Here is a 23,919-nt window from a genome sequence, read left to right on the forward strand (position 1 = left end):
CACTGTCCCGCAGGCGGCGCAGGGTGGCGATGGCGGGCCGGGCCGCGTGCGGCCGTGCGCCGATCCACTCGCAGGCCGTGGCTCAACCGCCTTGCATCTGAGCCGTGTTGAGAGCCGTCGCGAGTTGCTCAGCCGGGTCTGCGGCGAGCGGATGCTGCTGACCGACCGGTCGGCCAAGTGGTGATGCCGTCGTCCGGCCACCGCGGAACGACATGGAAGTGCAGGTGGCCTCCCGCTGCTCGGATCCTGGACCCCTCGCGTTGAGGACATTGACGCCGGTCGAGTTCACCGCGGAGCGCAGGGCACCTGCCACGCGCTGGGCCAGCTCGGCAGTCTCGGCCAGCACCTCGGCGGGAGTGTCGAAGAGAGCGGGGTAGAGAGTCGTCGGTGCCACCAGGGTGTGACCTGGAGCGAGAGGGCTGAGCGGCGGGCGGGGCGTGAAGGCGCATGCGGATGGCCCACGAGCCACCCAGTGGGTGTTGACTTCACTGATGAGCTGTCAGAAAGGGCACGGCATGGGGGCGACAGTGCCACACGCCCGACGGAGCGCGGTCCAGCCGGGCCGAGGCCTTGTGCTGCAACGCCGCAAGCGGGGGTGCCGGAGCCCGGTCCGCGGAGCAACCCTGTGCGGCCACGCCGCCCACCTGAAGCACGTTCGAGTTCGCGCTACTGGAGCCCGGCGCGGCCGAGGAAGAGGCTTGTGGTGACCTTCAGTTGGGTGCGTCCGCCCTCAGCGTCGATGATGCGGCCGATCTCCTCGAAGACCTGCTTGCGCGGGTGTGCGGGGAGGGCGCGGTAGCCGCCGTAGGAGGCGAGCAGGCCGAGGAGGTCGGAGGTGGACGGTTCGTGCAGCGCGGTGTAGAGGCGGTGGTCAGGGTCTCGGAACCGGTTGGCGGTCATGTCGCGCCACTGGCGGGCCTCGGGGCCGCGACGGGTGGGGCGAGGCCGGGGATCGAGGAGGGTGTCCGCAGGCACCTCGATGCCGAGCCGGCCATGGGCGGCCGTGAGACGGTCCGCCAAGTGGCCGCAGGGCAGGGCCCAGTGGTTCCAGAAGAGGGCTATGGCTCCACCGGCTTCGAGTGCGGTGCGGGCCCGGGCCCAGCGCACGGCGGGATCGACCCAGTGCCATGCCTGGGCGCAGTACAACAGGCCGTAACGTCGTGGGGGGTGCCAGGTCTCGAAGTCGGCCACCTCGACGGTGACGCGGGGGAGGTGGGCACAACGCCGGCGTAGCACTCGGGCCATGCGGGCGTCCGGTTCGACGCAGGTGACCGCGAGACCCGAGTGCGCGAACGGCAGGGTGGCCTTGCCTGTCCCGGCGCCCACTTCCAGCGCTGCCCCGTCTGCGGTCAGCGAGGCGAAGTCCCGGACGTCCTCGACGAGTTGCGGGGGATATCCGGGCCTGGCCGCGTCGTACTGTTCGGGGTCGTCCCCGAAGATGTGCCGCGCGGAACGCGGCGTCGGCGGGTCGTGGGCGGGTGTCCCGTACGGCATGGAACCCACGCTAGGTGTTCATAGGACCTGTCCACACAGGGGCCTGCCGTTTCTGGCCTGTTCGTTCTGGTGGACATGAGGGCGGCGCCGGAAGGGCCGGTGGGTCCTCACGGCAAGGGGCAGTGGAGGCGCGGCGAGCGGGAGGTGCTGGCCGCGCATGCGAGATGCCCCGGGGGGAGTTCTTCAGGCGGCATTCAGCGGTGCCGGGTTCGGGGGCAGTTGCCAGTCGCCGTCGCGGTCCTCCTTCGACCAGCGTGCGACGAGGTCCGGGACGCGCAGGAAGCAGGCCAGCGCGGTGGCCGTCTGGAAGGCGTCGATGGCGCGCTGGGTCATCGGCATGCCCAGGCGCAGGAGCCGAGGATTGACCGCGGCCTGGATCTTGTCGACGAAGGGCCGCAGCACGGTGTCGTAGTTGGCCAGTGCGGTCGGCAGATCGTCCGGGTGCCGATTGATCTCGTCGGCCAGGACATGGGCGCCGACCAGGCCGCCGGACACTCCCATGCCGCTGTAGGGGGAAGCGCAGTGCGCGGCGTCTCCGGCCAGGACCACGCGGCCCTTGGACCAGGTGTCGGTGCGTACTTGGGCGATCTCCTGGGAGTAGAAGAAGGGGCTGGTCTTCATCCCCGTGATGAAGCGCTCGGTCTGCCATCCGGCGTCGCGGAACCTGCTCGCCCAGAACTCCTGCTGGCGCTCGACCGGTTCCCGGTGGATCGCCGAAGCTTCCTCTGATTCCTCTCGGATCACGAAGTACGCCTGTGTCTCGGTCGGGTTGTGGCTGCGGCGCATGATCTGGCGGCCGCCCGGGACCATATAGGTGTCCCGGATGTTGCTGTCGGAATCGATGCGGGGGACGAACCAGTACGCCATGTGGATGCCGAGCCGCCAATACGGGTCGAAACCGTCCGGGAGGATCGCTTGGCGGATGCGTGAGCCCTGCCCGTCTGCGCCGATCAAAAGGTCGAACTCTTCGGACGAGCCGTCGGAGAAGTGCGCGACGACTGTGTGCTCGTCCTGCTCGAAGCCGCCCACGCTCTTCCCGAAGACGTAGTCGGCGTCGTGCTTGGTCGCATCGTTGAGGATGCGGACCAGGTCGCCGCGCATGATCTCGTACTCGGACGTCAGTGTCTGACGGCCCTGCCCGGATGCGTTGGCCATGATCGTCGCTCTGGTCCTGCCGCGGTCGTCGATGAGGGCGACGCCCTTCTCGTCGACGAGCTTGGCCCGGACGTCTTCGAGAAGTCCCATGCGGCGGATGGCCTCGATGCCCTGACCCCGGAGGTCGACCTGGGCACCAGTGGCCCGCAGCGCGGGGAAGCGTTCGACGACGGTCACCCGGTGTCCGCCCCGTGTCAGCCAGAAGGCCAGCGCCTGCCCCGCGACTCCGCCGCCCGCGATGAGGACTCGTAACGATCGCGCTCCCGAACCCTGTGCCATGTCCGCCACCCCAAAATCTATCGGTGAATGATTCCTTTTCAGACTTCTCTATCGGCGATAGATTGTCAACGTGACGAAGATGAACCGTGAGACCGTGGTCTCCGAGGCGCTCACCCTGCTGGACGAGGTCGGGCTGGATGCCGTCAGCACACGGCAACTGGCGAAGCGGCTGGGCGTCGAACAGCCTTCGCTGTACTGGTACTTCCGCACCAAGAAGGACCTCCTGGCCGCCATGGCGCAGGCCGCGATGGCGCCCCATGCGAACGAGCCGCTGCCGACGCCCGAGGACGACTGGCGCGAGTGGTTCCTGGAGAACACCCGCAGCTTCAGGCGCACTCTGCTGATGCGTCGCGATGGCGCACGCCTCCATGCCGGCTCCACCCCCACCGCGGACCTCGGGCGGATCCGCCACAAGATGTCTTTCCTCGTCGACTCGGGCGTGCCCGAACGCGATGCGCAGATGGCGATGCTGACGGCGGGCCGCTTCACGGTCGGCTGTGTCCTGGAAGAACAGGCGGACTCGGGCCCCGGCAGCGGCTCGGACCTACCGGCCGACGTGCCGCGCATCGACCCCGAATCGGCATTCGAGGCGGGACTCTCCCTCATCGTGGACGGCTTGACCCCGCGCGTCAGGGCATCGAAGCCGGGTCGCCGCCAGGTTTGACCTCAATTGCGCCTGGGGTTCTAGCTTCGTGATCATGACGAGCACGAGCATCGAGCAGAACAGCACCGCGCCAACTCCGCAGAACGTCGCCACGGCACCCGATCAACGGCCCATCGCCCTCGTCGCCTGGCATGCCGTGGAGGCGATTCTGCGACACTCGCAAACCACCCTGACGCGGGGCGGAGTGCCGCACCGAGGTGCTCGACCCAGGCCCTGTTACGGGGCCTTGACGCCGCTGCCGTGTCATCGAGCTCCGCACTCCCTTGGCACGGCCGATCGTCCAGCCCGAGCCGCCAAGTTCGTCGCTCCAGGGCCCACCGCTCGCCCCGGCGAACGTCGGAGAGGGGCGCTCCACGAACCGTCGCCGGGGCCGCGCGGCGCCGACGGAGGCTTCCTGGCTGCTTGTCGGGATTGCCCGGCCTGGGGCGTCATGCGGTTGCTGACCTCGGACAGAGAGACCGCCCGCGTCGGCTACTCCGCGGGCTTCGCGCTCCTGGACCAGCCGCGTGATTCGCCCTCGTCGATGAGGCGTTGACCGGCCTCCCACAGAGCGGCTGACGCGTCTCCGATGAGGGCCTTGCGGGTGCGGATGTCGTCGGCCGTGATGCCGGGTGTGCGCCATGTGCCGCCGCGCGCCATCCAGTTGAGGAGCAGGGGCTGGAGGCGGTCCATGGCTTTGGCGAAGGCGGCTTCGGGGGTGCGGCGTTCTTCGAACTCGTCCCACAGGGCGCGCATGCGCCGGGCTTGGTCCGCGGGGAGCAGGTCGAAGAGCTCGTCGGCGGCGGCGACCTCGCGCTCGCGCTGGTCGGTGCCCGCGGCACTGCCGTAGAGGGGGGTGTCACCTGCGTAGATCTCGACGAGGTCGTGCAGCAGGACCAGCTGAATGGTGTGGCCGACGTCGATGGGTTGGTCGGAGTGTTCGGCGAGGACGGCCACCATCATGGCCAGGTGCCAGGAGTGCTCCGCGTCGTTCTCGCGGCGGTCCGCCGCGGCAAGAGGGGACTGGCGCAGGATGGTTTTGAGCTGGTCCACCTCGATGAGGAAGGTGAGCTGGGCGAGCAGCCGTGCGTCGAGGCCGTCGGGCAAGGGCGTCTTCTCCACGAGGAGGCTGCGTTCAATGCTCATGCGTCCATCGTGGCACGTACGACGCCGGCGTACCGGCGGCCGGGCACGCCGGCACGGTACGGGTACCTGTCCGGCAACCCCGATGACTGAGGAGGGAGCAGTGTCGGGCAGGAGCCGGTGTCGGCCGGCCCCGCCGTGGTCAGGGAAAGGGGCGCGGATGTGGGTTGACCTCCTTGGGGAAGAACGGTCGTGAGGTGTGGCCGCGGCGATGAAGAGCGGTGAGCACCCTGTCGAGTCCGGTGATGCGCCGCAGGCGGTGGCCGAAGGTCATCGGGAGCAGGCCGGGGACGAGGACCTTGGCGCTGGAAAGGCCGGAGGCGGCGTGGGCTCGGGCGCAACCACCCAGGGCGGGGCCCGCTCGGGCGGCTGACGTGCGGGCCCATGGCGCACTACCCGGGCCGCTTCATTGCCGTGGCGTCGGCACAGACGGGGCGGGTGCAGGAGGCGTAGGAACGAGCGGCCACGAGGAGGCCGATGCCCAGCCCGCCGAATGCCAGGCCGCCGAACTCGACGACCCAGGTGATCCCCGTACTTGAGGTGAACGGCGGGGACGGCTTGGCTTTGGGCAGGACGCCGACCGCCATGAGCGGGGCCATGACGGTGAGGCAGACCCCGTACATCGCCAGTGGGATGCCGGTCAGCCATGCCGGTATCAACGGCAGTAGGCGCGGGACCCGTCGTCCGGACAGGAACACCGTCCAGCGCGGGAACACCTGCCCCCACCGGTAGAGCAACCCCAGCAGCAGGAAGACCCCGACCATCGCGGCCAGCACGGTCACGTCGATCCCCGCCGACGCGGTTGCCTTCGCCGGGCCCGACGCGCCGTCGTTCGACACCCTCTGCCAACCGTCACCTGTGACGCCGAGCGCGTTGCCGCCCAGCGTCCATATCGTCTTCGCTCCAGCCCACGGCAGAAGTCCGCACATGAGCAGGTACACCGCCACGATGGTCCGTCTTGGCGCCCGGGAGGCGGCTGGGTGGGTCAGGGGGCCGTCGGAGGCGCCGGTGTGAGGCTGCCCGCATCGCGGGCAGGCGCCGCGTAGCCGTCGGCGGTACGACACGGCGACGAGGAGCAGAAGGGTGGCGCCGACCGTGTTCAGCAGCACCTGGGCCAGCCCGGTGGCACTCTCGACCCCCGAGAGGGTCGTCATCGTCACGAAGTAGATCGGCAACCCGTTCATTCCCGCTACGAATACCGGGAGTGCCACGAACAACACGGTCGTCACAGCAACCCGGCCGCGGTTGGACCGAGTTCGGGTACTGGCGAGGCAGGCACCGCCGCTCAGGAGTGCGAGGGCCGCCAGGAAGAGCTGGACCCCCGGCGCGTATGCGGAGTGCTCCTTCCATGGGACCCTGGTGCCCGTCACCGCCCAGGTGACCTCGACAGCGGCGTACAACATTCCCCACACAGCTGCCGCCGAGGGGACCCATAGGGGCCACCGTCGCCACCACAACTTCCGCTCGGGGCTTGCGGTGGGTGGCCTCGGAACGCCAACTACCTCCGAGCTCGCAGGAACAGTCACTGTTACTCCCGTGCATCTGGATCGCGGACACTTCAAGGCTCCCTGGCGCAGGCGCTGTTGAGATCCCTCCCAAGGGCCATCCGACCTCCCCCGCGCGGGGGAAGATTGGATCGAGAGAGCCACGGTGGCGTCGTGTCGGCTGCTGTCCGGGGGGTGCTATGCCTCGGTGTAGGGGAGCACCTGATGGGTCGGGTCCTGCTCGGGTCTGATCTCTCGGGGGCCTCGGGCGTACGTGGTGCAGAACTCCACCGGCTCCTTGAACGTGATCGCCATGAGGGGAGCCGCACCGGGCATCGGTATCTCCGGGCCGATGGTGTAGTGATGGCGTGTCACCTCGGTCACCACTGTGGGTGCTTCCATGGAGGAGAACGCCAGCTGGCGGACTCGCTCGTCCGGTTGCCCTTCGACTGCCAACTCCGGGTGCAGTTCCAGAAGTCCCGACTCCGGGCAGTGCCAGCGCAAGCGGGTGACGTAGAGCGCGTCGAAGGTGAACCATGCGCTCCACCCGCGTCCATCGCCGAGAAGTCCCAGCTCTGACGCCTCCATCACGCCGTAGGAGAACGGCGCACTGCTCCAGTGGCCCACCAACATGTCATCCAGATCCATCCAGGAATCCTCGGGCATGGGGCGGGAGTTTGACCATGTCGCCGGGCGGACGGTTCGGGGGAGGCCGGCCGGAGACGGCGAGGTGCCAACCGTACGGTCGGAGTTGGGACACCGAGGGCCAGGGTTGGCGCCTACCTGGGTGCGGGCGACGACTGCTGCGGCAGGCGGCGGACGAAGTCCATCAGCAGCGCGCAGAACGCGGCGGGCTGTTCCAGCGGCGCGAGATGTCCGGCGCCGGGGATGACCGCGGTCCGGCCCGCGTCGAGGTCGCGGGCCAGACGCTCGCCGCCCTCGTGGAAGTCGGGCATGTCGTACTCGCCGACGCCGACCAGGGCGGGTATGCCCCTGAGTGTGCGTAGTGCCGCCGGGCCTGTGCCGAGAGGGTCGGCAGCCTGCCGCGGTTCGCCGTGGGTGAGTTGTTCGGGCAGCTGGCGGTGGAGCATGCGGGCGGCGTGGGTTCGCACCTCTTCGGTCGCCCCGGCCGCGGTCCATGCCTCGACGCCGGCTTTCACCGCGGCGTCCAGGTCGCCGGCGGCCAGTGCCGTTCGTTCGGCCTCCCAAGCGGCGTCCAGGCGCGGGGAGGCGGGTTGGTCGTGGGGCCGGTACCCGACCAGGACCAGCGCCTCCACCCGCTCGGGCGCCGTGACGGCGGCTTGCAGCGCCACCAGGGCGCCGAGCGAGTTCCCGGCGAGCACGAAGCGGTCGGCCCCGAGGTGGTCGAAAGTGTCGAGCACGTCCGACCAAGGGGCGACCTCACGGCGGTCGGTCACGATCGCGTCGCCGTGGCCGGGCAGGTCCAGGGCGATGGCCCGCACGCCTGCGTCGGCGAGCAGTGGGAGGTGGGCGTCCCACATGGAGCGGTCGGTGGGGCGGGCGTGCAACAGGACGACGGGCCGTCCCCGGCCTGCCTCAGAAGAGGGAAGCAGCATGGTGTGAGGTGCCTTCTTCAGTCAGTGGTCGGGTGGGGGAGGGCGAGGCGGCGGGTGTGGAAGGCATCGGTGGCCTCGCGAGGGTGCCGGTCATGCGGCGTCGGTACCACGCGGACGCACTCCTCGCGGTCGTCGGGCTCGCCCCACACGCCGGGACCGGTCAGGCGCATGGCGCCGAAGCCGAGACGACCGACTTCCTTACCGGCGATCGTGAAGGTCCCGGCGGTGTCGGTCAGGGCGGTGGTCATGAGCGGATGCCTTCTTCCTCTTCGGGGGCGTCCTGGACGGTGGGAGATGAGCCCTGCTCGGCCAGTTGACGCAACAGGACCAGGGCAGCGGCACTGGAGCTGCCGGGTTCCGCGCTGTAGACGGACAGGTGCTGGCCCGGGGCGCTGGTGACGGCCAGCGCTTCGAAGTGCAGCCGCACCTGGCCCACTTCGGGATGGCGGAAGTGCTTGTCCTCCTGCGTGCGGGGACGGGCCTCGTAACGTGCCCACAGTCCGGCGAAGGCGGGGCTGCGCACGCCGAGTTCGCCGACGATCCGTTCGATCCGTTCGTCCGCGGGGAACTGCGAGGAGGATGCCCGCAGGTTCCCCACCGCGGTCTGCGCCGCTTTGTCCCAGTCGACGTAGAACTCCCGGGCGTACGGATCGAGGAAGATCATCCGCGGCAGGTTGTCGTACCGGGCGAACCCGCGGTACAGCTCGCGCGCCATCGCGTTGGCCGCCAGTACGTCCTGTGCCGTGCCGACCACGAAGGCCGGCGCGTCGCGCATGCCGTCCATGAGCCGCACCAGGTCCGGGGAGACCGTGGGAGCTGCGGCCGCCGTGGCGAACACGGGCAGGCCGAGCCGGAAGAGATGGCCGGCCGCGGCGCCGTCCAGCCGCAGCGCTCCGGCGATCGCCCGGAGCACCTGCTCGGACGGACTCCGCTCACGCCCCTGCTCCAGGCGGATGTAGTAGTCCGTGCTCATCCCGGCCAGCAGCGCCACCTCGTCCCGTCGCAGCCCCGGCACGCGCCGATCGCCGGTGTCGAGGAGCCCGACGTCCCGCGGCGTGATCATCGCGCGGCGGGCACGCAGGTAGTCCCCGAGCTCGTTGTTGCTTTCCATGTCCGCCACGCTAGATCCATGGCGTGGGTCGGGGCGTGGGTGCGGTGCACCCACCCAGGACCACGGCCGCCCCCGGTGTCACGGGAGCACCCGGCGGCCGTGCCCCACCGCCGCTGAGCGCGGGAGATGCTGACGGTATGGTCCCGACCCGCCAGTGAGAGCAGATCCTCGTCCTGGGGGATCGGACCACTGCGGCGAAGGGGCAGCCCTGCGACTCCTACGGACGTGATCTCCCCGAGAAATACGCCCAGTTCAGTCGATTCGCTGTCGGGCTGGCTGCCGAGGCGACTTGGGCGGCAGTCGTGAAGATCACTGTGCGTTCCTTTCTCCCCTGGTCGTCATCGTCGTTCCGACGGAGCGGGAGCCCCATGCGCCATTCCTACCGTCAGGCGGTCGTGCGGGGTCCCGCGGCGCGGCGCAGGCGGTTGGCGATCGCGAGGCCAAGCCCTTCCTGCGCGGGCAACGAGGCGACGATGAGGTCGCATTCCTGGTGGTCGAGGCTGCGCAGGAAGCCGTACAGCTCGCGGGCGTAGGCGTCCATCGAACTGGGCAGGGTGACCACGGCGTGCGCCTTGACCTGAGCGTCGGCCAGGGCGGCGGGAAGCAGGACGCCGACCTGGCGGCCCTCCTCCTGCGCACGTTCCGCTTCGGCGATCACGTTCTCCGGCTCGACCAGGACGACGCGCGCCTGCGGTGCGTAATGTGACGGATGCTGGCCGGGCACCCGGACACGGCTGGACGTCGGGACCGCGAGCGGATGCCCCAGCACCGCTTCCAAATCCTCCCGGGACACCCCGCCGGGCCGAAGAATGACGGGGACCTCGCCCGTCGCGTCGACAATGGTCGATTCGACGCCCACCTCGCAGGGGCCACCGTCGAGCAGGAAGTCGACGCGATCACCGAGTTCCTCGCGGACGTGGGCCGCCGTGGTCGGGCTGACCTGCCCGAAACGGTTGGCGGACGGGGCCGTGACGCCGCCACCGAACGCCCTGAGCAGCGCGAGCGCGAGGGGGTGGTCGGGGACGCGCACGGCCACCGTCTCCAGTCCGCCAGTCGCCTTCAGAGGCACCCGGCGGCCCCTGCGCAGAACCAGCGTGAGCGGCCCCGGCCAGAAATGCCGGGCCAACAGGCGTGCCGTCGCGGGTACGTCGTCCACCCACTCGTCCAGCAGTTCCGCACTCGCGATGTGGACGATCAGCGGATGAGTGGAAGGGCGCCCCTTGACCTCGAAGATCCGCGACACCGCGACAGGGTCCTCGGCGTTGGCGCCCAGGCCGTAGACGGTTTCGGTGGGCAGGGCCACCAGGCCTCCGGCCCGCAGCACGTCGGCCGCCATCTCGACGTCGCCGATACTTGCCATCACGCTCACAGTCCTCTTCTCCATTTGGTCCCGCCCTCCACGTTCTGCGGGCATGTCGGGCGGAGCTTCACGTCGGCCGACGGTACCCAACAGACGCCCGAGGCGCTCCGGCGGCACCCTCATGGGCGAAGACCCGCTCGGAGCAGATGCCTCGGACCCGAGCCCCGCCGCCTGTCCGCCTTCTCGCGCCTGGCCGGCGCCGTGTCCTGCGGCCTCGGCCTGCCCGTCCCGGCAGGCTATCGATGCCGCCGGGCCGCGTACCGACAAGCGAGAACAGTCCCTCGTACGAGTCAGATCGCCGCCTTGGAGGCCGCCGGTGTCGTCGCCCTGGCTGAGCAGGGCAGATGGAGAACTGGATCGGAAGTATCTAGGGTCGGCGCGTGGCCTGCATCATGGTGTGCGAAGACGACGCGGCGGTTCGTGGTCTTCTCAAGCGCGCCCTGGAGCACGACGGTCACCGTGTCTGCGTTGCCGCCACGGCGGAGAGTCTGCTGCGGCAGCTCACACCGCCACCCCAGCTGGTCGTGCTGGATCTGGGGCTGCCGGACGCCGACGGACGCGATGTGTGCCTGGCCCTGCGGGCGCGTGGCATCGACGCGCCGGTGCTGATGCTGACCGCCCTGGACGGCCTGCATCACAAGGTGGACGGGTTCGAGGCCGGCGCCGACGACTACATGACCAAACCGTTCGACATCCCGGAACTGCTGGTCCGGGTCCGTGCGCTGCTGCGCCGGGCCACGCTGGCGCCCGCACCACGCGAGGTGGTCCTCGACCCGGCGAAACACGTGGTGACCCACGGCTCGGTGAGCGAGGACCTGACCCCGACGGAGTTCCGGCTGCTGGGCCGCCTGATCGCCTCCCAGGGTGAGGTGGTGCGCCGTCACGCGCTCCTCGCCGCCGGGTGGCCGCACGGGGCCCACGTCAGCGACAACACCCTGGACTCCTTCGTGCGTCGGCTGCGGACCAAGCTCGGTCCGCTGGGAGTGGCCGAGCGCCTGGCGACCGTCCGTGGGGTGGGCTACCGATGGCAGTGACGCGCTTCCGCAGGAGAGTCGTCGCGCTCACCGTGCTCATCGCCACCGCCGTCGTCGCGATCCTGGTCGTGGTCTCCCACGTGTTGTTGAGCCGGGTGACGGACGCCGATGCGCACGATCTGGCGCGCACCCGCGCCGAGGCGGTCGCGGCGAATGTCACCGAGGTGGACGGGCGGGTCGTGCTGACGGAGAACAGCAGCGAGGCCCTGGACGAGGTCGCCTGGGTCTACGCCGACGGTCGCCTGATCGACGGGAACGTACCGGCCGGCATGGTCGAGCGTGTCGAGACGCTGGCGCACTCCGGGCGCGAGCAGACCTCAACCGTCGCGCACTACCTCCTGTACGCGCAGGCGATTCCGCTCGACGGCCACCACGTCATGGTGATCGTCCGGGTGGACCTCACGCCGTACGAGACATCCGAGCAGCACAGCCTGACCTTGTCGCTGATCCTGGGCGGCCTCGCCATCCTCCTCGCCGGCGGTGTCGCGCACCTTGTGGTGCGCCGCGCGCTGCGGGTGGTGCACGAGATGGCATCCCTGGCCAACGACTGGAGTCATCACGAACCCGGGCGCCGCTTCAACCTCGGAGTCCCGCGCGACGAATTCGGGGAACTGGGGCAGACCCTGGACGGCCTCCTGGAGCGCGTCGACCACGCGCTGGCGGACGAGCGCCGGCTCACCGACGAGATCGCCCACGAGCTGCGGACACCGCTCACGGTTCTACGGGGCGAGGCGCAGCTGGCCCAGCTGTCCGGCGAGCCGGTGGCGCCGAAGACGGTGCTGACCGAGGTCGACCGCCTCCAGGCGGCTATCACGACGCTGCTGCGCGCCGCGCGCGCACGCACCGATTCCGGCACGCGGTGTGACCTGCGGTCCGCCGTGCGGAAGGCGATCGCCGGCCGCGCGGTCGAGGTCGCCCTTCCCGCGCATGCGGAAGTCGCCGTAGCGGCCGACGTCGCCGAGTCACTGCTGGCGCCCCTCCTGGAGAACGGGCTGCGCCATGCGCGGTCGCGGGTGTGGATCACCGCGCGACTCCAGGGCGGGGCCATGGTGGTCGACGTCCTGGACGACGGCCCGGGTTTCGATCCTCGCGAGCTCGACCGGGTCTTCGAAGCGGGCGTGACCGGCGGCTACGGGTGCGGCCTGGGGCTGTCGGTGGTCCGGCGCCTCGCGGCCTCCGCAGGGGTCGAGGTCCGCGCGATCGCGGACGGCCGCGGCCACATCGAGATGACGCTCCCCGCCGCGCGCACGGCCACGTAGTCAGGTTGCGTGCAGGTTCCCCGCGCAAACCTCCCCGCATGACGACGACAACCGAGGCACGCACGCAGAGCGGGCGGCTCATGCTCAACAAGGTTCCCGAGGTCACCCTCTGGTTCTGGGTGATCAAGGTCCTCTGCACGACGGTCGGGGAGAGCTTCGCCGACTGGATCAACACCCAGCTGGGCGTTGGCCTGGTGAACACGGCCTGGATCTTCACCGGGCTCTTCGTGGTGGTTCTGGCCGTCCAACTGCGGCTGAAGCGATACGTCCCCTTCCCCTACTGGCTGACCGTGGTCGTTGTCAGCGTTACCGGCACCCTGTACACCGACATCCTGACCGACCAGCTGAACGTGCCGCTGTGGATCAGTTCCGCCGTCTTCTCGGTGCTGCTCGCGGTGGTCTTCGGTGTGTGGTGGCTGCGTGAACGCACGCTGTCCATCCACGCGGTCACCACGCTCCCCCGGGAGTCGTTCTACTGGCTGACCGTCCTGGTCACTTTCGCGCTCGGCACCGCGACCGGCGACTGGACTCTGGAGCTGACCGGGTGGAGCCCGGGCGTCTCGGTGCTCCTGCCTCTCGGCCTCATCGCGGCGATCGCGGCGCTGCGGAAGTACGGTGCGAACCCGGTGCTCTCCTTCTGGCTCGCCTACGTCCTGACCCGCCCGCTGGGCGCGAACATTGGCGACTGGCTCGCCTCTCCCAAGGTCGCCCAGAACCCGGGCGACCCCACCGGTATCGCACTGGGCACGTTCACCACCAGCCTGATCTTCCTCGGGCTGATCCTGGCGACGGTGGTCTATCTGACGGTGACCCGCTCGGACGTCATCGAGACCCACGAGGCGACTCATGCCGCACACACCGTGGGCAACCCGCGCAGGGAGCGCATCGCGCTGGCCGGCTTCGGAGTGCTGGCCGTCGCGACCGCGGCCCTGCTGGCCTGGGCCCACAGCCAGCCGCACGTCGGCCCGGCACCGGAGACCGACACCACCTCCGCCGTTCAGCTGGCCCCCGGCCAGGCGGTGAAGAACTTCCCGTCCGCGAAGGTCGCCGCGCTGCGAGCCCTCGCGTCCACCTCCCTCACGGACACACGCTCGGGGAACACCGCCGGGGCCCACGCGGCCGCCCAGTCACTGCGTGACCTGTGGGATGCCGACCAGGATTCACTCCAGCCGCTGGACGACACCGGCTGGACCTCCGTCGACGCCCAGATGGACAAGGTGCTCAAGACCTTCGGCATCGACCATGCGAACCCGCCGATGCCACCGGTGCAGCAGGAGAGCGAACTGAGCGTCCTCCTGGCTGACCTGGGCTGAGCACCGCCCCGCCCGGCTGCGCCACCGTCGGCGGACCCGGAGCGGCGCACCGAGAACTCGCGTCGCCTTGCCCCGGGCCGAGGGAGTCCCCACGGCCCGGGGGAAGGGCGACGAGCAGGTGGGGGTCTTGCGGGAGCTTTACTGCACCATGGTTGCAGTTGCGGACTATTCGCAATTGGCTGGGTTGCGGCCCTTCCGCACAGCAGAAAGCAGTATCCGGCATGACCGTCGCCCCCACATCCGCACCGCCCGCGAGCGGACCCCGGCTGCGCCGTCTGCGGGCGTCCATGACGCGCCAGGAGTGGACGCGGCTCGGCGGGATGGCGGCTTTCGTCCTGGCCCTGCACGTCATCGGATGGTTCACGCTGGTCGCGATCGTGGCGCCCGAGCACTACAGCATCGGGACGAAGTCCTTCGGTATCGGGATCGGCGTCACCGCCTACACCCTGGGCATGCGGCATGCCTTCGACGCCGACCACATCGCCGCCATCGACAACACCACCCGCAAGCTCATGAACGAGGGGCAGCGGCCGCTGTCCGTGGGCTTCTGGTTCTCGCTGGGCCATTCCTCCGTCGTCTTCGGCCTGGCCTTCCTGCTGTCCCTCGGCGTCAAGGCACTCGCGGGACCCGTGCGCGACGACAACTCGCAGCTGCACAATGTCACGGGCCTGATCGGCACCACCGTGTCCGGGGTCTTCCTCTACCTCATCGCCGGAATCAACCTCCTGATCCTGGTGGGGATCTGGAAGGTCTTCCGCAAGATGCGCGCCGGGGACTTCGACGAGGCGGCCCTGGAAGAGCAGCTGAACAATCGCGGCTTCATGAACCGGCTCCTGGGGCGCCTGATGAAGTCGGTCGACAAGCCCTGGAAGATGTACCCCATGGGCCTGCTCTTCGGCCTCGGATTCGACACCGCCACCGAGATCGCCCTGCTGGTCCTCGCCGGTTCCGGGGCGGCCTCGGGGCTGCCCTGGTACGCCATCCTGTGCCTGCCGGTCCTGTTCGCCGCCGGGATGTCGCTGCTCGACACCATCGACGGCAGCTTCATGAACTTCGCGTACGGCTGGGCCTTTTCCAAGCCTGTCCGCAAGGTCTACTACAACCTGACCATCACGGGCCTGTCGGTCGCGGTCGCGCTCATCATCGGGACCGTTGAACTGCTCGGTCTGCTCGCCGACAAGCTCGACCTGCACGGCCCGTTCTGGGACTGGGTCGGCGGGCTCGACCTCAACGTCATCGGGTTCGTGATCGTCGCACTGTTCTTCGCGACCTGGCTGATCGCGATGGCCGTGTGGAAGTTCGGCCGCATCGAGGAGAAGTGGACGGCCGGGCTGACCCCTGCGCGCCAGGAAGCCGAGTGAGACGCCGCTGACCAGGCCCACGCCCTCGCGCCCCGACTGGCCGGTCTCCTCGCCGGCGCCCGCGCGTGAGTCCCGACCCACGTGCTGCCGTCCTCTTCGGCCCCTCACCGGCGCAGGCGGGCACGGTCCCGCCACGCAATCCTCAGCCGACCCCGCGCACGTCTGGACAGCCCGACGGGCCCGTCGCAGCTTCTTGCGGCAGGCCCGTCGGCCTTGAGGGACTGCCCTGCGTCGATGCCGCCGAGGCTCTGGCCGTAAGCTGCCGCCATGACCGCTCCCCAGAAGATGACACCCCGTGAGGCCCTTGAAATCCTGCTCGCGGGCAACGAAAGGTTCGTCACCGGCAGTCCGGAGCACCCCAACCAGGACGCCGCCCGACGGACCCAGACGGCCTCGCTCCAGGACCCCTTCGCCGTGTTGTTCGGCTGCTCGGACTCGCGGCTGGCAGCCGAGATCATCTTTGACCGGGGGCTCGGCGACCTGTTCGTGGTGCGCACGGCGGGCCATGTGGCGGGTGCGGAGGTCCTCGGGAGCATCGAGTACGGGGTGAGCGTGCTGGACTGCCCCCTGGTGGTCGTGCTCGGCCACGACACGTGCGGCGCGATCGCCGCGACCCGCGCCGCCGTCGAAGACGGCGCCCTCCCCGAGGGATACGTGCGCGACATCGTGGAACGCGTCACCCCCAGCGTGCTGGCGGCCCGGGCAGCCGGGCGCGACCAGGACGACGAGATCCTGGAAGAGCACATACGGCGCACCGTTGACGCCCTGCTGGACCGCTCGCGCATCCTCGCCGACCAGGTGGCGGCCGGGCGTACCGCTGTGGTGGGACTGGCCTACCGGCTGGCCGACGGCACCGCGCGCCTGGTCGCTGCCCGGGGAGTGCAGGAGCCGGCTCACCCTGCCTCCTGACGTCCGCGACGGGCGGGCGTCGCGCCCGCGGGCTCAGGCGGATCGCGCGATCACGGGGTGCCTCGGTGCTCGGCCGTACCCGGTCGAGCCCGGGGCGTGGTTCAGACGCGGGGGATGGCCATGAGTGCCAGGGGGGCAGTGGTGGGGTGGGTGGAGCCGCCGGTGGGCTCGACGGTGAGGCCCATGCCGGAGGCCTGGTCGACGGAGCCGGTCAGCAGGACGGCTTCGGTGGTCCTTGCAGGGTCCATCAGACCTGCTGAGCGCATGGTGCCGGCATCGTCGAACCAGAGTTGGTAGACCTTTCCCGCCGGGGGCCGGGGCAGGCCGGCGGCCAGGAACACGGCTTGGTTGCGGCTGCGCGCCACGACGAGCGTGCCCGTGGCGTTGTTTTTGAGCTGCCCGGTGGTGACCTTGGCGTCGGGGGCCGCGAGGACGTCAGCCAGTTGCTGGGACTTCCGCTGTTCCGCCTGTGCCTGAGCACGCGCGATGTCGGCCTGTTGATGCTGCCATACGGCAATCCCGCCAAGCCCGACGGCTGCGGCCAGGCAGGCGGCGAGTGCGAGCCGGGTCAGGGTGCGCCTGCGGCCGACGCGCAGCGCCGCCGAGGCCGGGGATCCGGTGTGGGGCGGATCCTGCCGCACGGTGGTGATCCTGCGGAGCACGTCTGCTTTGAGAGCAGCCGGGGGAGTGGCGGTCATGGCGAGCCCCAAACGCCCAGCGGTGGCGGCCAGTTCGCGCACTTCCTGAGTGCAGGCGTCACAGACGACGAGGTGGCGCTCGAACTCCTCGCGCTCTTCGTCGAGGAGTGCGTGCAGCGCGTAGGCGCCGGTCAGTGTGTGAAGGTCGGCGCTCGTCACGCGGTCACCCCCAGGCAGTCGCGCAACCGGATGAGCCCGTCGCGCAGGCGGGTCTTGATCGTGCCGAGCGGCACGGACAGCAGTTCGCTCACTTCACGGTAGGTCAGCCCTCGGTAGTAGGCCAGGGTGACCGATTCGCGTTGCAGCTCCGTCAAGGTGCGCAGGCAGCGGCGCACCGACTCGCGTTCCAGGCGGCTCTCCACCTCTTCACTGACCTCGTCGAAGGCGGGGGTCTGGGCGAGCAGCGCTGCCTTGTTCTCCCGGTCGGCCGAGGCCTGGGCGGAGCGGACCCGGTCCACGGCCCTGCGGTGCGCGAGGGTGAGGACCCAGTTCATGACGCCTCCGCGCTCGGGCTCGTAGCGGGCCGCCGTGCGCCATACGTCGACCAGTACCTCCTGGGCTACTTCCTCCGACTGTGCCGGATCTCGCAGCACGCTGCGCACCAGGCCGAAGACAGGGCCGATGACCGCGTCGTACACCGCGGAGAACGCCTCTTCGTCGCCGCGCGCGGTCCTGCCCAGGAGTTCGGGCAGGTCGGGGCCGACCTGGCGAACTCCACCGATGTGCACGCTCTCTTTCACCCGGCGATCCTCCCGGAAGTTGATGGTTGCGCGGGTGATTCGGAGTCGGCGGGCCGTCGGATTGGTGCGCGCGGGCAATATCCCGTGCTGATGTCGCGGCTCCCGCGCGGTGTGGCAGCACGTAGGCGTTCACCTGTGGTTGTGCCTTCCGGTAAAGGCCCGCAGGCTCCGTCAATCATGAGTACGTCCTCAGCCGAAGAGATGAACGGCCAATCTCGCTGGGCCTCGGTTCCGAATAGGAGCCGTGATGAAACTTCTGAGCAGAGGGATCCGCCTTCCGCTCGCAGCGCTGTCCGGGCTGCTGGCCGGGTTCGCCGCGCTGGCCGTCGCCGAGCTGGTCTCCGTCGCGGTCCGGCCCGAATCCGGTCCGGTGATCGCCGTGGGTGGCGCGGCCATCGACCGTACGCCGCCCGCGGTGAAGGACTGGGCGATCCGGCACTTCGGCTCCCACGACAAGCTCGTGCTCCAACTCGGCATCCTCGCCGTTCTGGCCCTGCTGGCCGTCGTCCTCGGCGTCCTCACGCTGTGCTTTCGCCGTGCCGGGGCCGCCGGCGTGCTGCTGTTCGGCGCCGTGGGAGCCCTCGCTGCGACCGGCCGCCCGGACTCTGCCGCCGCCACCGACGCGCTGCCGTCACTGGTCGGCTCCCTCGCCGGGGCAGGGTTGCTGTATCTGCTCGTCGGTCGCCTCACCCCGCGAGGTGGTGCCCCGGCCGACGCCGGTCCGACGCCTGAAGACCAGGCCTCCGCGAGGTCCGCCGACTGGGACCGGCGCGGGTTCGTGATCGCGGCGAGCGCCGCGGCGGCCGCTTCCGCCGGCGCCGGAGTGCTGGGCCGGTCGCTGAGCGGCGCTCGCGGCCGGGGAGCCGTTGCCTTCCGCAGCAAGGTCTCGCTGCCGAGCCCGGCCGTCGCAGCCCAGCCCATTCCTTCCGGCGCGGTCCTGCACACCCCGGGCATCAGCCCGTTCGTCACCCCCAACCGTGACTTCTACCGGGTCGACACCGCCTTGGTCGTCCCGAAGGTCGATGCCACCACCTGGCAGCTGAAGATCCACGGCAAGGGCGTCAGCCGCCCCCTCACGCTCACCTACCAGGACCTCCTGAAGCGCCAACTGACCGAGCGGGACATCACGTTGACCTGTGTCTCCAACGAGGTCGGCGGTCCCTATGTGGGCAACGCCCGCTGGATCGGGGTGCCGCTGGGCCGCCTGTTGAAAGAGGCAGGCGTCCGGCCGCCGTCGCGCGGAGGACCGGCGGACCAGCTGGTGGCCCGGTCGGTGGACGGCATGACGATCGGCACCCCGGTCGAGGACATCATGGACGGCCGGGACGCGATGCTCGCCCTCGGCATGAACGGTGAACCTCTCCCGTTCGTGCACGGCTTCCCGGTCCGCATGGTGGTCCCGGGCCTGTACGGCTACGTGTCGGCATGCAAATGGCTCCAGGACCTGGAGTTGACCACGTTCGACGCCTACGACGCGTACTGGGTCAAGCGCTCCTGGGCCAAGAAGGCGCCGATCAAGACCGAGTCCCGGATCGACACCCCGAAACCGTTCGCCCGGCCCAAGGCGGGCACGGTGATGATCGCCGGTGTCGCCTGGGCCCAGCACCGTGGCATCGACCGGGTCGAGGTCCGGGTCGACGACGGTCCGTGGACGCGGGCCGACCTCGCCGCCGAGGACACCACCGACACGTGGCGCCAGTGGTCCCTGCCCTGGAAGGCCACCCCGGGCGGACACACGCTGACGGTCCGGGCCACCGACCGCACCGGGCAGGTTCAGACCGAACAGCGCGCCCCGACCATTCCGGACGGCGCCAGCGGCTGGCACTCGGTGGTGATCACCGTGGACTGACCCGCGCTCGAGAGCCAGCACAGCCCCTTCCGTAGGGGCCCGGAGGGCCCCGTTCACCTCATTGGAGAAGTCATGATTGCCTTGCGATTCCGCCGTGCCGCGATCGCCGTCACCGCCGCCGCCGTCCTGCCCCTCGCACTCACCGCCTGCGGAGGCGACAACAGCAAGAAGGACAACGCCTCTTCGTCCTCGGAGTCCGCCGCGCCGTCGGACGCACAGTCGACCGGCAGCGACACATCGACAACGGACAAGCCGTTCGGCGCGGCGTGCGCGTCGGTGCCCAAGGAGGGCGCGGGTTCGTTCGACGGGATGGCCAAGGACCCCGTCGCCACCGCCGCCTCCAACAATCCGGCGCTGTCCACCCTGGTCACCGCGGTCAAGAAGGCCGGGCTGGTCGACACCCTCAACAACGCCCAGAACATTACGGTGTTCGCCCCCACCAACGACGCCTTCGCGAAGATCCCCAAGGCCGACCTGGACAAGGTCCTGGGCGACAAGGCCACGCTGACCAAGATCCTCACGTACCACGTGGTCGGCCAGAGGCTCACCCCCCAGCAGTTGGGCAACGGGTCCTTCGACACCCTGGAGAAGGGCAAGCTCACCACGTCCGGTTCCGGCACCTCCTACAAGGTGAATGACACCGCGCAGGTGGTCTGCGGCAACGTGCCCACCGCCAACGCCACGGTCTACATCATCGACACGGTCCTCATGCCCAAGTAACCGGGACGCGCGGTCACCCAGCCGGTGACCAAGCGTGGACGGGAGCGTGTGGGCCCTCGGCAGCCGCGGACCCACACGCTCCCGCTCACCCCCCGAATCAGCGGGGGCCCCATGGTGGTCGCATCACTCCGGCATCGCTCAGCCGGTCCGGATCGCGAGGCGCTCCAGGAGGCGTTGCCTCTGCTGGCTGCCGAGGCCGCGTACCCGACGGTTCTCGGCGATGTCCATCTCGGTGAGGATCTTCTGGGCGCGCACCTTCCCGATGTCGGGGAGCGATTCGAGCAGCGCGCGGACAGGCATCTTGCGCACTGCCTCGGAGGTGCTGGCGAAGATGTCGTGCAGCGAAAGGGTGCCGCGCTTGAGGGCACTCTTGACGTTGGCGCGTTCGGTGCGTGCGGCGGCGGCCTTGTCCAGTGCGGCCTGGCGCTGTTCGGGGCTGAGCTGGGGCATGCTGCCCATGGGGGTGGTCCTCTCGTCGTGCGGTCGGGCGGTCGTCATGATGTCTTCTGCCCAGGGTGGCCACGGCATCTCCATGCCGAGCAGCCGGTCGGGGATGCGGTCACCGCAGCGTGGTGGGGGAGTGCCATGTCGGGCCGCGGTGAACGTGCGTGGGTGGGCCGCGGGGTCAGGCGGCGACTTGATGCTCGGCGAGGGCCTGGCGTCGTATCCGGGCGCAGGTGCGGGAGATGAGACGGGAGACGTGCATCTGGGAGATACCGAGTTCGTCGGCGATCTGGTTCTGCGTCTTGTCCTGGAAGAACCGCATGTACAGGATTTTCGCTTCGCGTTCCGGGAGGGCGCGCAGGGCGGGCTTGACGGCTTCGCGGTCGATGACGGTGTCGAAGCCGGATTCGGTGATACCGAGGCTGTCGGCCAGCGCCGTCCCGTCGCCGTCCTCCGCGCCGGCCCCGGTCGTTTCGGCGTCGAGGGAGAGGGTCCTGAACGTCTGGAGGGCTTCCATGCCGTCACGGACCTCGTCTTCCTGGAGGCCGGTGTGGGCGGCGAGTTCGGCGATGGTCGGCTCTCCGGGCCGGCTGGTCTGGAGTTCGCTGCGGGCTGTGCGGACCTTGTTGCGGAGTTCCTGGACCCGGCGCGGGACATGGACGGACCACAGGGAGTCCCGGAAGTGGCGTTTGATTTCGCCGGTGATGGTGGGTACGGCGTACGCCTCGAAGGCGCCGCGGGCGGCTTCGTAGCGGTCGACGGCCTTGACGAGCCCCATCGCGGCGACCTGGTAGAGGTCTTCGAGGTCGGCGCCGCGGTTGCGGTACTTGCCGGCCAGGCGCCGTGCCATGGGAAGCCATTGGGCCACCAGGTTCTCGCGCAGCGCGTCCCGCTCGGGGCCTTCATCGAGGGTGTTGAGGTGGGCGAAGGCAGCGGCGGTGTCGGGGGCGTCGTCATGGCTGCGGTGACGGCTGATGGCGGTGATCGTCATGGCGCTGCTCTCCTGGCATGTCGTCGGGGTGGCTGGGTGACGCCGCCGAACCCGTATACGCGCAGGGCAGGTCCGAAGGGGAGCGCGCCCAGGACATACGGGTCCTGCGGAGCGTGCCTCCGGTCCGAAGCACGACGTCCGCCTGCCCCGGCCCCCGCCCCGCAAACGGGGCAGTCCGACCCGGGCGCTCTGCTCAGCGCCTCAAGGGCCTGAAGACAGGGCCGTTGGTCCGGCGCCGGTGGCCCCCGTCGCGGCTGAGGCAGGTCATGGCTGTCGAGGTGACGTCCAGGGGAGCGGGATGGTGCCCGCGGAGCGGATGTGGGCAGGAGGGACTGCCCAGTTGGGGTGGTCGCGGCGCCGAGTGGATGGGGCGGCTGCTCATGCGAATCGGCGCGTCGAGTGCGCGAGCAGTTCGTGTGAGGGGCAGGCCCCGGCCGGGTTGTTGGACGGGAGACCCTGGCACCCAGGTGTTCAGGTGAGGTCGGGTCCGACAGGCCGGCCGGTGGAGGCGCGGGGGGTGAGTACCGGTCGCAGGCGCTGGGAAGCTGCGGGCTTACGGGTGATCAGGCGGACCAGCTGCTTGACCGCTTGCTTTCCCTGCTCGGCCATGGGGGAGTGGACGCTGGTGAGGGGAATCGGTAGCTCGGCGGCGAGCGGGGTGTCGTTGAAGCCCCCAAGGGCCACGTCCTGTCCGATCCGCAGGCCCAGGTCCCGGGCTGCTCCCATCGCGCCGATGGCGGCGAAGTCGTTGACGGCGAAGAGCGCGGTGGGACGGTCAAGAGGGTGCAGCAGTTCGGTCGCGGCCGCGCGCCCGCCGAGCGTGTCGAAGGGGCAGTGACGGACGCGGTGCGCGGGCAGGGGAAGACCGGCCTCGCGGTAGCGCTCCAGGAAGCCCGCGGTGCGGTCGGCTCCGGTACTCGCGAACGGCTCTCCCGCGATGACCGCGACGTCGCGATGGCCGAGCGCCAGCAGGTGCTCGGCCATCAGGCGGCCGCCCAGGTGGTCGTCGCAGGTCACGGCGATCAGTCCCGCGGCGTCCTGGGCCTTCGGGGCGTGCCGGTTGACCAGGACGAACGGGACGGCGCGCAGGGCCGGGTCGGCCAACGCGGCACCGTCCAAGTGTGCGTCTCCGATGATCACCCCGTCGACGCGTCGGCCCAGGACCATGGCGAGGCGTTCGCGCTGCACCGCCGGGTCGTCGCGGGTATTGGCGACGAAGGTGGAGAGTCCGTGCCGGGCTGCCTCCTCCTCCACACCCTCGTAGATGGTCGCCACGACGATCTCGGCGAGGCGCGGGAACAGGACGCCGATCAGGTTGCTGCGATGGGTGCGCAGGCTGGTGGCGTGCGGGTTGGGCTGATAGCCGAGTTCGTGGGCGAGCTTGCGGATGCGGTCGGCTGTCTTCCCGGAGGCGGCGCGGCCGCTCTCCCCGGCCGGCCCGTTGAGGACCCGCGACACCGTCGAAACATGCAGCCCCAACTGCTCGGCGATGCCCTGCAGTGTCGCCGGTCGGTTCTTGCCCGCCATGCCCACGCCCTCTTCCCGGCCCGCACGTCCCTTTCCCTCATTCTCGCCGACGTGGAAAGAGTCCGGCTCCGGCCGGTAGGGCTTTACGAACCGGTGCTCGCCGTCAGGTAGGGGAGGGACACGAGGCCGACCACGGCCATGATCAGGACGAGGATTCCTACGGTGACCAGGGCCGCCGTCACATACGGCCGGGCGACGGAGAACGGCAGCCGCAGTCCCGGGTAGGCCGTACGCAGGGCGCGCGGCGTGCTGTCGGTCTCCGATGCCACGGCGATGGTGAAGCCCGCGGGGCGGAACACCTGCTTGTCGACGTACTGCCAGTCCCAGTGCTCCGCACGCAGCAGCAGCGGTGTCTGTCCCGCCGTGCCCGACACCACGAGGAGTACGGACTCACCCTTGGACCCGCGCACCGGATGGGCGGTGGCGGCGATCGGTTCGACGGAGCTGCTCCGGCCCCGGCGGTCGATCAAGGTCAGTTGACCGTTCGCGTAGAGCACCCGTTGGCGGCGTGAGCGCTGCCAGCTGTACAGGCCCAGCCCGACGGCGACGGCTACACACATCAGCACCACGATGAGGACGCCTCCGGCGGCCCCGATGCCGACCCGGGCGGACCGCGCGACCACCCTGACGGCGGCCCCCAACAGGATCAGGCCGATCATCGGTGCTGCGATCAACGTCCGTCTGATGGTGGGCAGTTGGCGTAAGGGAACCGGGCGCAGCACCAGTTCCGGTATGGCTTCTTGACTCATCGACACTCCCTTCGGGGAGATGAGAATGCCGGACCCAAAGGTTTGGGTCAATGAGTTAGCCAAAGGTTTGGGTTGGCCT

General features: G+C 69.9%; 24 protein-coding genes. 8 read left to right on the forward strand and 16 right to left on the reverse strand.

The annotated features are described in order from the left end of the window. Positions 1-82: 82 nt before the first annotated feature. From AC07F3_RS16580 to AC07F3_RS16590, 3 genes are all read right to left on the reverse strand, one after another. The gene (locus AC07F3_RS16580) at positions 83-394 is read right to left on the reverse strand and encodes an HIT family protein (RefSeq protein ID WP_479114623.1); all 312 of its coding nucleotides are present in this window, start codon (positions 392-394) and stop codon (positions 83-85) included. A gap of 272 nt (positions 395-666) precedes the next feature. Continuing rightward, a complete protein-coding gene (locus AC07F3_RS16585; RefSeq protein WP_479114625.1) occupies positions 667-1,494 on the reverse strand; it encodes a class I SAM-dependent methyltransferase in 828 nt (275 codons plus the stop codon). Positions 1,495-1,677: 183 nt separating this feature from the next. Further along, on the reverse strand, positions 1,678-2,928 hold the full coding sequence (locus AC07F3_RS16590) for an FAD-dependent monooxygenase (RefSeq protein ID WP_479114627.1): 1,251 nt from the start codon (positions 2,926-2,928) through the stop codon (positions 1,678-1,680). Between the two features lie 79 nt (positions 2,929-3,007). Here AC07F3_RS16590 and AC07F3_RS16595 point away from each other — a divergent pair, with 79 nt between their 5' ends. Then, on the forward strand, positions 3,008-3,592 hold the full coding sequence (locus tag AC07F3_RS16595) for a TetR/AcrR family transcriptional regulator C-terminal domain-containing protein (RefSeq protein WP_479114937.1): 585 nt from the start codon (positions 3,008-3,010) through the stop codon (positions 3,590-3,592). Between the two features lie 471 nt (positions 3,593-4,063). On the opposite strand, the gene AC07F3_RS16600 is transcribed toward AC07F3_RS16595, so the two are convergent. The 7 genes from AC07F3_RS16600 to AC07F3_RS16630 all read right to left on the reverse strand — a co-directional run bounded on the left by AC07F3_RS16600 (position 4,064) and on the right by AC07F3_RS16630 (position 10,270). Next, entirely contained in the window at positions 4,064-4,717 is a 654-nt protein-coding gene (locus AC07F3_RS16600) for an HD domain-containing protein (RefSeq protein WP_479114629.1), read from the reverse strand. Positions 4,718-5,106: 389 nt separating this feature from the next. Beyond that, positions 5,107-5,898 carry a hypothetical protein gene (locus AC07F3_RS16605; RefSeq protein WP_479114631.1) on the reverse strand — a complete coding sequence of 264 codons (792 nt, stop codon included), beginning with the start codon at positions 5,896-5,898 and terminating at the stop codon, positions 5,107-5,109. A gap of 498 nt (positions 5,899-6,396) precedes the next feature. Further along, positions 6,397-6,846, reverse strand: a complete 450-nt coding sequence (locus AC07F3_RS16610) for a hypothetical protein (RefSeq protein WP_479114633.1) — start codon at positions 6,844-6,846, stop codon at positions 6,397-6,399. 131 nt (positions 6,847-6,977) lie between these two features. After that, positions 6,978-7,775, reverse strand: a complete 798-nt coding sequence (locus tag AC07F3_RS16615) for an alpha/beta fold hydrolase (RefSeq protein ID WP_479114635.1) — start codon at positions 7,773-7,775, stop codon at positions 6,978-6,980. Between the two features lie 17 nt (positions 7,776-7,792). Further along, positions 7,793-8,023, reverse strand: coding sequence for a hypothetical protein (locus AC07F3_RS16620; RefSeq protein WP_479114636.1), 231 nt, complete (start codon positions 8,021-8,023; stop codon positions 7,793-7,795). Next, a complete protein-coding gene (locus tag AC07F3_RS16625; RefSeq protein WP_479114637.1) occupies positions 8,020-8,886 on the reverse strand; it encodes a helix-turn-helix domain-containing protein in 867 nt (288 codons plus the stop codon). The genes AC07F3_RS16620 and AC07F3_RS16625 overlap by 4 nt, the downstream gene beginning before the upstream one ends. 385 nt (positions 8,887-9,271) lie before the next feature. Next, positions 9,272-10,270 carry an L-threonylcarbamoyladenylate synthase gene (locus tag AC07F3_RS16630; protein WP_479114639.1) on the reverse strand — a complete coding sequence of 333 codons (999 nt, stop codon included), beginning with the start codon at positions 10,268-10,270 and terminating at the stop codon, positions 9,272-9,274. Positions 10,271-10,626: 356 nt separating this feature from the next. Here AC07F3_RS16630 and AC07F3_RS16635 point away from each other — a divergent pair, with 356 nt between their 5' ends. The 5 genes from AC07F3_RS16635 to AC07F3_RS16655 all read left to right on the forward strand — a co-directional run bounded on the left by AC07F3_RS16635 (position 10,627) and on the right by AC07F3_RS16655 (position 16,122). Next, a complete protein-coding gene (locus AC07F3_RS16635; RefSeq protein ID WP_479114641.1) occupies positions 10,627-11,280 on the forward strand; it encodes a response regulator transcription factor in 654 nt (217 codons plus the stop codon). Further along, positions 11,271-12,539 (forward strand): sensor histidine kinase, encoded by a 1,269-nt coding sequence (locus AC07F3_RS16640; RefSeq protein WP_479114643.1) that lies wholly within the window; start codon positions 11,271-11,273, stop codon positions 12,537-12,539. The genes AC07F3_RS16635 and AC07F3_RS16640 overlap by 10 nt, the downstream gene beginning before the upstream one ends. A gap of 38 nt (positions 12,540-12,577) precedes the next feature. Continuing rightward, the gene (locus tag AC07F3_RS16645; RefSeq protein ID WP_479114645.1) at positions 12,578-13,852 is read left to right on the forward strand and encodes a COG4705 family protein; all 1,275 of its coding nucleotides are present in this window, start codon (positions 12,578-12,580) and stop codon (positions 13,850-13,852) included. 221 nt (positions 13,853-14,073) lie between these two features. Beyond that, the gene (nicT, locus tag AC07F3_RS16650) at positions 14,074-15,213 is read left to right on the forward strand and encodes a Nickel transporter NicT (protein ID WP_479114647.1); all 1,140 of its coding nucleotides are present in this window, start codon (positions 14,074-14,076) and stop codon (positions 15,211-15,213) included. 267 nt (positions 15,214-15,480) lie between these two features. Then, a complete protein-coding gene (locus tag AC07F3_RS16655) occupies positions 15,481-16,122 on the forward strand; it encodes a carbonic anhydrase (protein WP_479114649.1) in 642 nt (213 codons plus the stop codon). A gap of 101 nt (positions 16,123-16,223) precedes the next feature. Here the strand turns inward: AC07F3_RS16655 and AC07F3_RS16660 are convergent, their stop codons facing one another. Both AC07F3_RS16660 and AC07F3_RS16665 read right to left on the reverse strand, forming a co-directional pair. Further along, positions 16,224-16,979 (reverse strand): anti-sigma factor, encoded by a 756-nt coding sequence (locus AC07F3_RS16660; protein WP_479114650.1) that lies wholly within the window; start codon positions 16,977-16,979, stop codon positions 16,224-16,226. Beyond that, on the reverse strand, positions 16,976-17,560 hold the full coding sequence (locus AC07F3_RS16665) for a sigma-70 family RNA polymerase sigma factor (RefSeq protein WP_479114652.1): 585 nt from the start codon (positions 17,558-17,560) through the stop codon (positions 16,976-16,978). The genes AC07F3_RS16660 and AC07F3_RS16665 overlap by 4 nt, the downstream gene beginning before the upstream one ends. A 247-nt stretch (positions 17,561-17,807) precedes the next feature. On the opposite strand from AC07F3_RS16665, the gene AC07F3_RS16670 reads away from it, so the two are divergent. Both AC07F3_RS16670 and AC07F3_RS16675 read left to right on the forward strand, forming a co-directional pair. Further along, positions 17,808-19,409, forward strand: a complete 1,602-nt coding sequence (locus AC07F3_RS16670) for a molybdopterin-dependent oxidoreductase (RefSeq protein ID WP_479114653.1) — start codon at positions 17,808-17,810, stop codon at positions 19,407-19,409. 72 nt (positions 19,410-19,481) lie between these two features. Further along, the gene (locus tag AC07F3_RS16675; RefSeq protein WP_479114655.1) at positions 19,482-20,129 is read left to right on the forward strand and encodes a fasciclin domain-containing protein; all 648 of its coding nucleotides are present in this window, start codon (positions 19,482-19,484) and stop codon (positions 20,127-20,129) included. Between the two features lie 138 nt (positions 20,130-20,267). Here the strand turns inward: AC07F3_RS16675 and mihF are convergent, their stop codons facing one another. The 4 genes from mihF to AC07F3_RS16695 all read right to left on the reverse strand — a co-directional run bounded on the left by mihF (position 20,268) and on the right by AC07F3_RS16695 (position 23,840). After that, positions 20,268-20,627, reverse strand: coding sequence for an integration host factor, actinobacterial type (mihF, locus tag AC07F3_RS16680; protein ID WP_479114657.1), 360 nt, complete (start codon positions 20,625-20,627; stop codon positions 20,268-20,270). 127 nt (positions 20,628-20,754) lie between these two features. Then, positions 20,755-21,564: a SigB/SigF/SigG family RNA polymerase sigma factor gene (locus AC07F3_RS16685; RefSeq protein ID WP_479114659.1), complete on the reverse strand. Its 810-nt coding sequence runs from the start codon at positions 21,562-21,564 to the stop codon at positions 20,755-20,757. Positions 21,565-22,035: 471 nt separating this feature from the next. Next, positions 22,036-23,091 (reverse strand): LacI family DNA-binding transcriptional regulator, encoded by a 1,056-nt coding sequence (locus tag AC07F3_RS16690; RefSeq protein ID WP_479114661.1) that lies wholly within the window; start codon positions 23,089-23,091, stop codon positions 22,036-22,038. Positions 23,092-23,174: 83 nt separating this feature from the next. Beyond that, complete coding sequence (locus AC07F3_RS16695) at positions 23,175-23,840, reverse strand: hypothetical protein (RefSeq protein WP_479114662.1); 666 nt, start codon at positions 23,838-23,840, stop codon at positions 23,175-23,177. Positions 23,841-23,919: the final 79 nt, after the last annotated feature.

It is taken from the genome of Streptomyces sp. NPDC045846 (assembly GCF_056431605.1).

Bases quoted from the DNA above. Each gene is read 5' to 3' on its own strand.
- AC07F3_RS16585 (WP_479114625.1), bottom strand. From the start codon at position 1,494: ATGCCGTACGGGACACCCGCCCACGACCCGCCGACGCCGCGTTCCGCG.
- AC07F3_RS16590 (WP_479114627.1), bottom strand. From the start codon at position 2,928: ATGGCACAGGGTTCGGGAGCGCGATCGTTACGAGTCCTCATCGCGGGC.
- AC07F3_RS16595 (WP_479114937.1), top strand. From the start codon at position 3,008: ATGAACCGTGAGACCGTGGTCTCCGAGGCGCTCACCCTGCTGGACGAG.
- AC07F3_RS16600 (WP_479114629.1), bottom strand. From the start codon at position 4,717: ATGAGCATTGAACGCAGCCTCCTCGTGGAGAAGACGCCCTTGCCCGAC.
- AC07F3_RS16605 (WP_479114631.1), bottom strand. From the start codon at position 5,898: ATGAACGGGTTGCCGATCTACTTCGTGACGATGACGACCCTCTCGGGG.
- AC07F3_RS16610 (WP_479114633.1), bottom strand. From the start codon at position 6,846: ATGGATCTGGATGACATGTTGGTGGGCCACTGGAGCAGTGCGCCGTTC.
- AC07F3_RS16615 (WP_479114635.1), bottom strand. From the start codon at position 7,775: ATGCTGCTTCCCTCTTCTGAGGCAGGCCGGGGACGGCCCGTCGTCCTG.
- AC07F3_RS16620 (WP_479114636.1), bottom strand. From the start codon at position 8,023: ATGACCACCGCCCTGACCGACACCGCCGGGACCTTCACGATCGCCGGT.
- AC07F3_RS16625 (WP_479114637.1), bottom strand. From the start codon at position 8,886: ATGGAAAGCAACAACGAGCTCGGGGACTACCTGCGTGCCCGCCGCGCG.
- AC07F3_RS16630 (WP_479114639.1), bottom strand. From the start codon at position 10,270: ATGGAGAAGAGGACTGTGAGCGTGATGGCAAGTATCGGCGACGTCGAG.
- AC07F3_RS16640 (WP_479114643.1), top strand. From the start codon at position 11,271: ATGGCAGTGACGCGCTTCCGCAGGAGAGTCGTCGCGCTCACCGTGCTC.
- AC07F3_RS16645 (WP_479114645.1), top strand. From the start codon at position 12,578: ATGACGACGACAACCGAGGCACGCACGCAGAGCGGGCGGCTCATGCTC.
- nicT (WP_479114647.1), top strand. From the start codon at position 14,074: ATGACCGTCGCCCCCACATCCGCACCGCCCGCGAGCGGACCCCGGCTG.
- AC07F3_RS16655 (WP_479114649.1), top strand. From the start codon at position 15,481: ATGACCGCTCCCCAGAAGATGACACCCCGTGAGGCCCTTGAAATCCTG.
- AC07F3_RS16670 (WP_479114653.1), top strand. From the start codon at position 17,808: ATGAAACTTCTGAGCAGAGGGATCCGCCTTCCGCTCGCAGCGCTGTCC.
- AC07F3_RS16675 (WP_479114655.1), top strand. From the start codon at position 19,482: ATGATTGCCTTGCGATTCCGCCGTGCCGCGATCGCCGTCACCGCCGCC.
- mihF (WP_479114657.1), bottom strand. From the start codon at position 20,627: ATGACGACCGCCCGACCGCACGACGAGAGGACCACCCCCATGGGCAGC.
- AC07F3_RS16685 (WP_479114659.1), bottom strand. From the start codon at position 21,564: ATGACGATCACCGCCATCAGCCGTCACCGCAGCCATGACGACGCCCCC.
- AC07F3_RS16690 (WP_479114661.1), bottom strand. From the start codon at position 23,091: ATGGCGGGCAAGAACCGACCGGCGACACTGCAGGGCATCGCCGAGCAG.
- AC07F3_RS16695 (WP_479114662.1), bottom strand. From the start codon at position 23,840: ATGAGTCAAGAAGCCATACCGGAACTGGTGCTGCGCCCGGTTCCCTTA.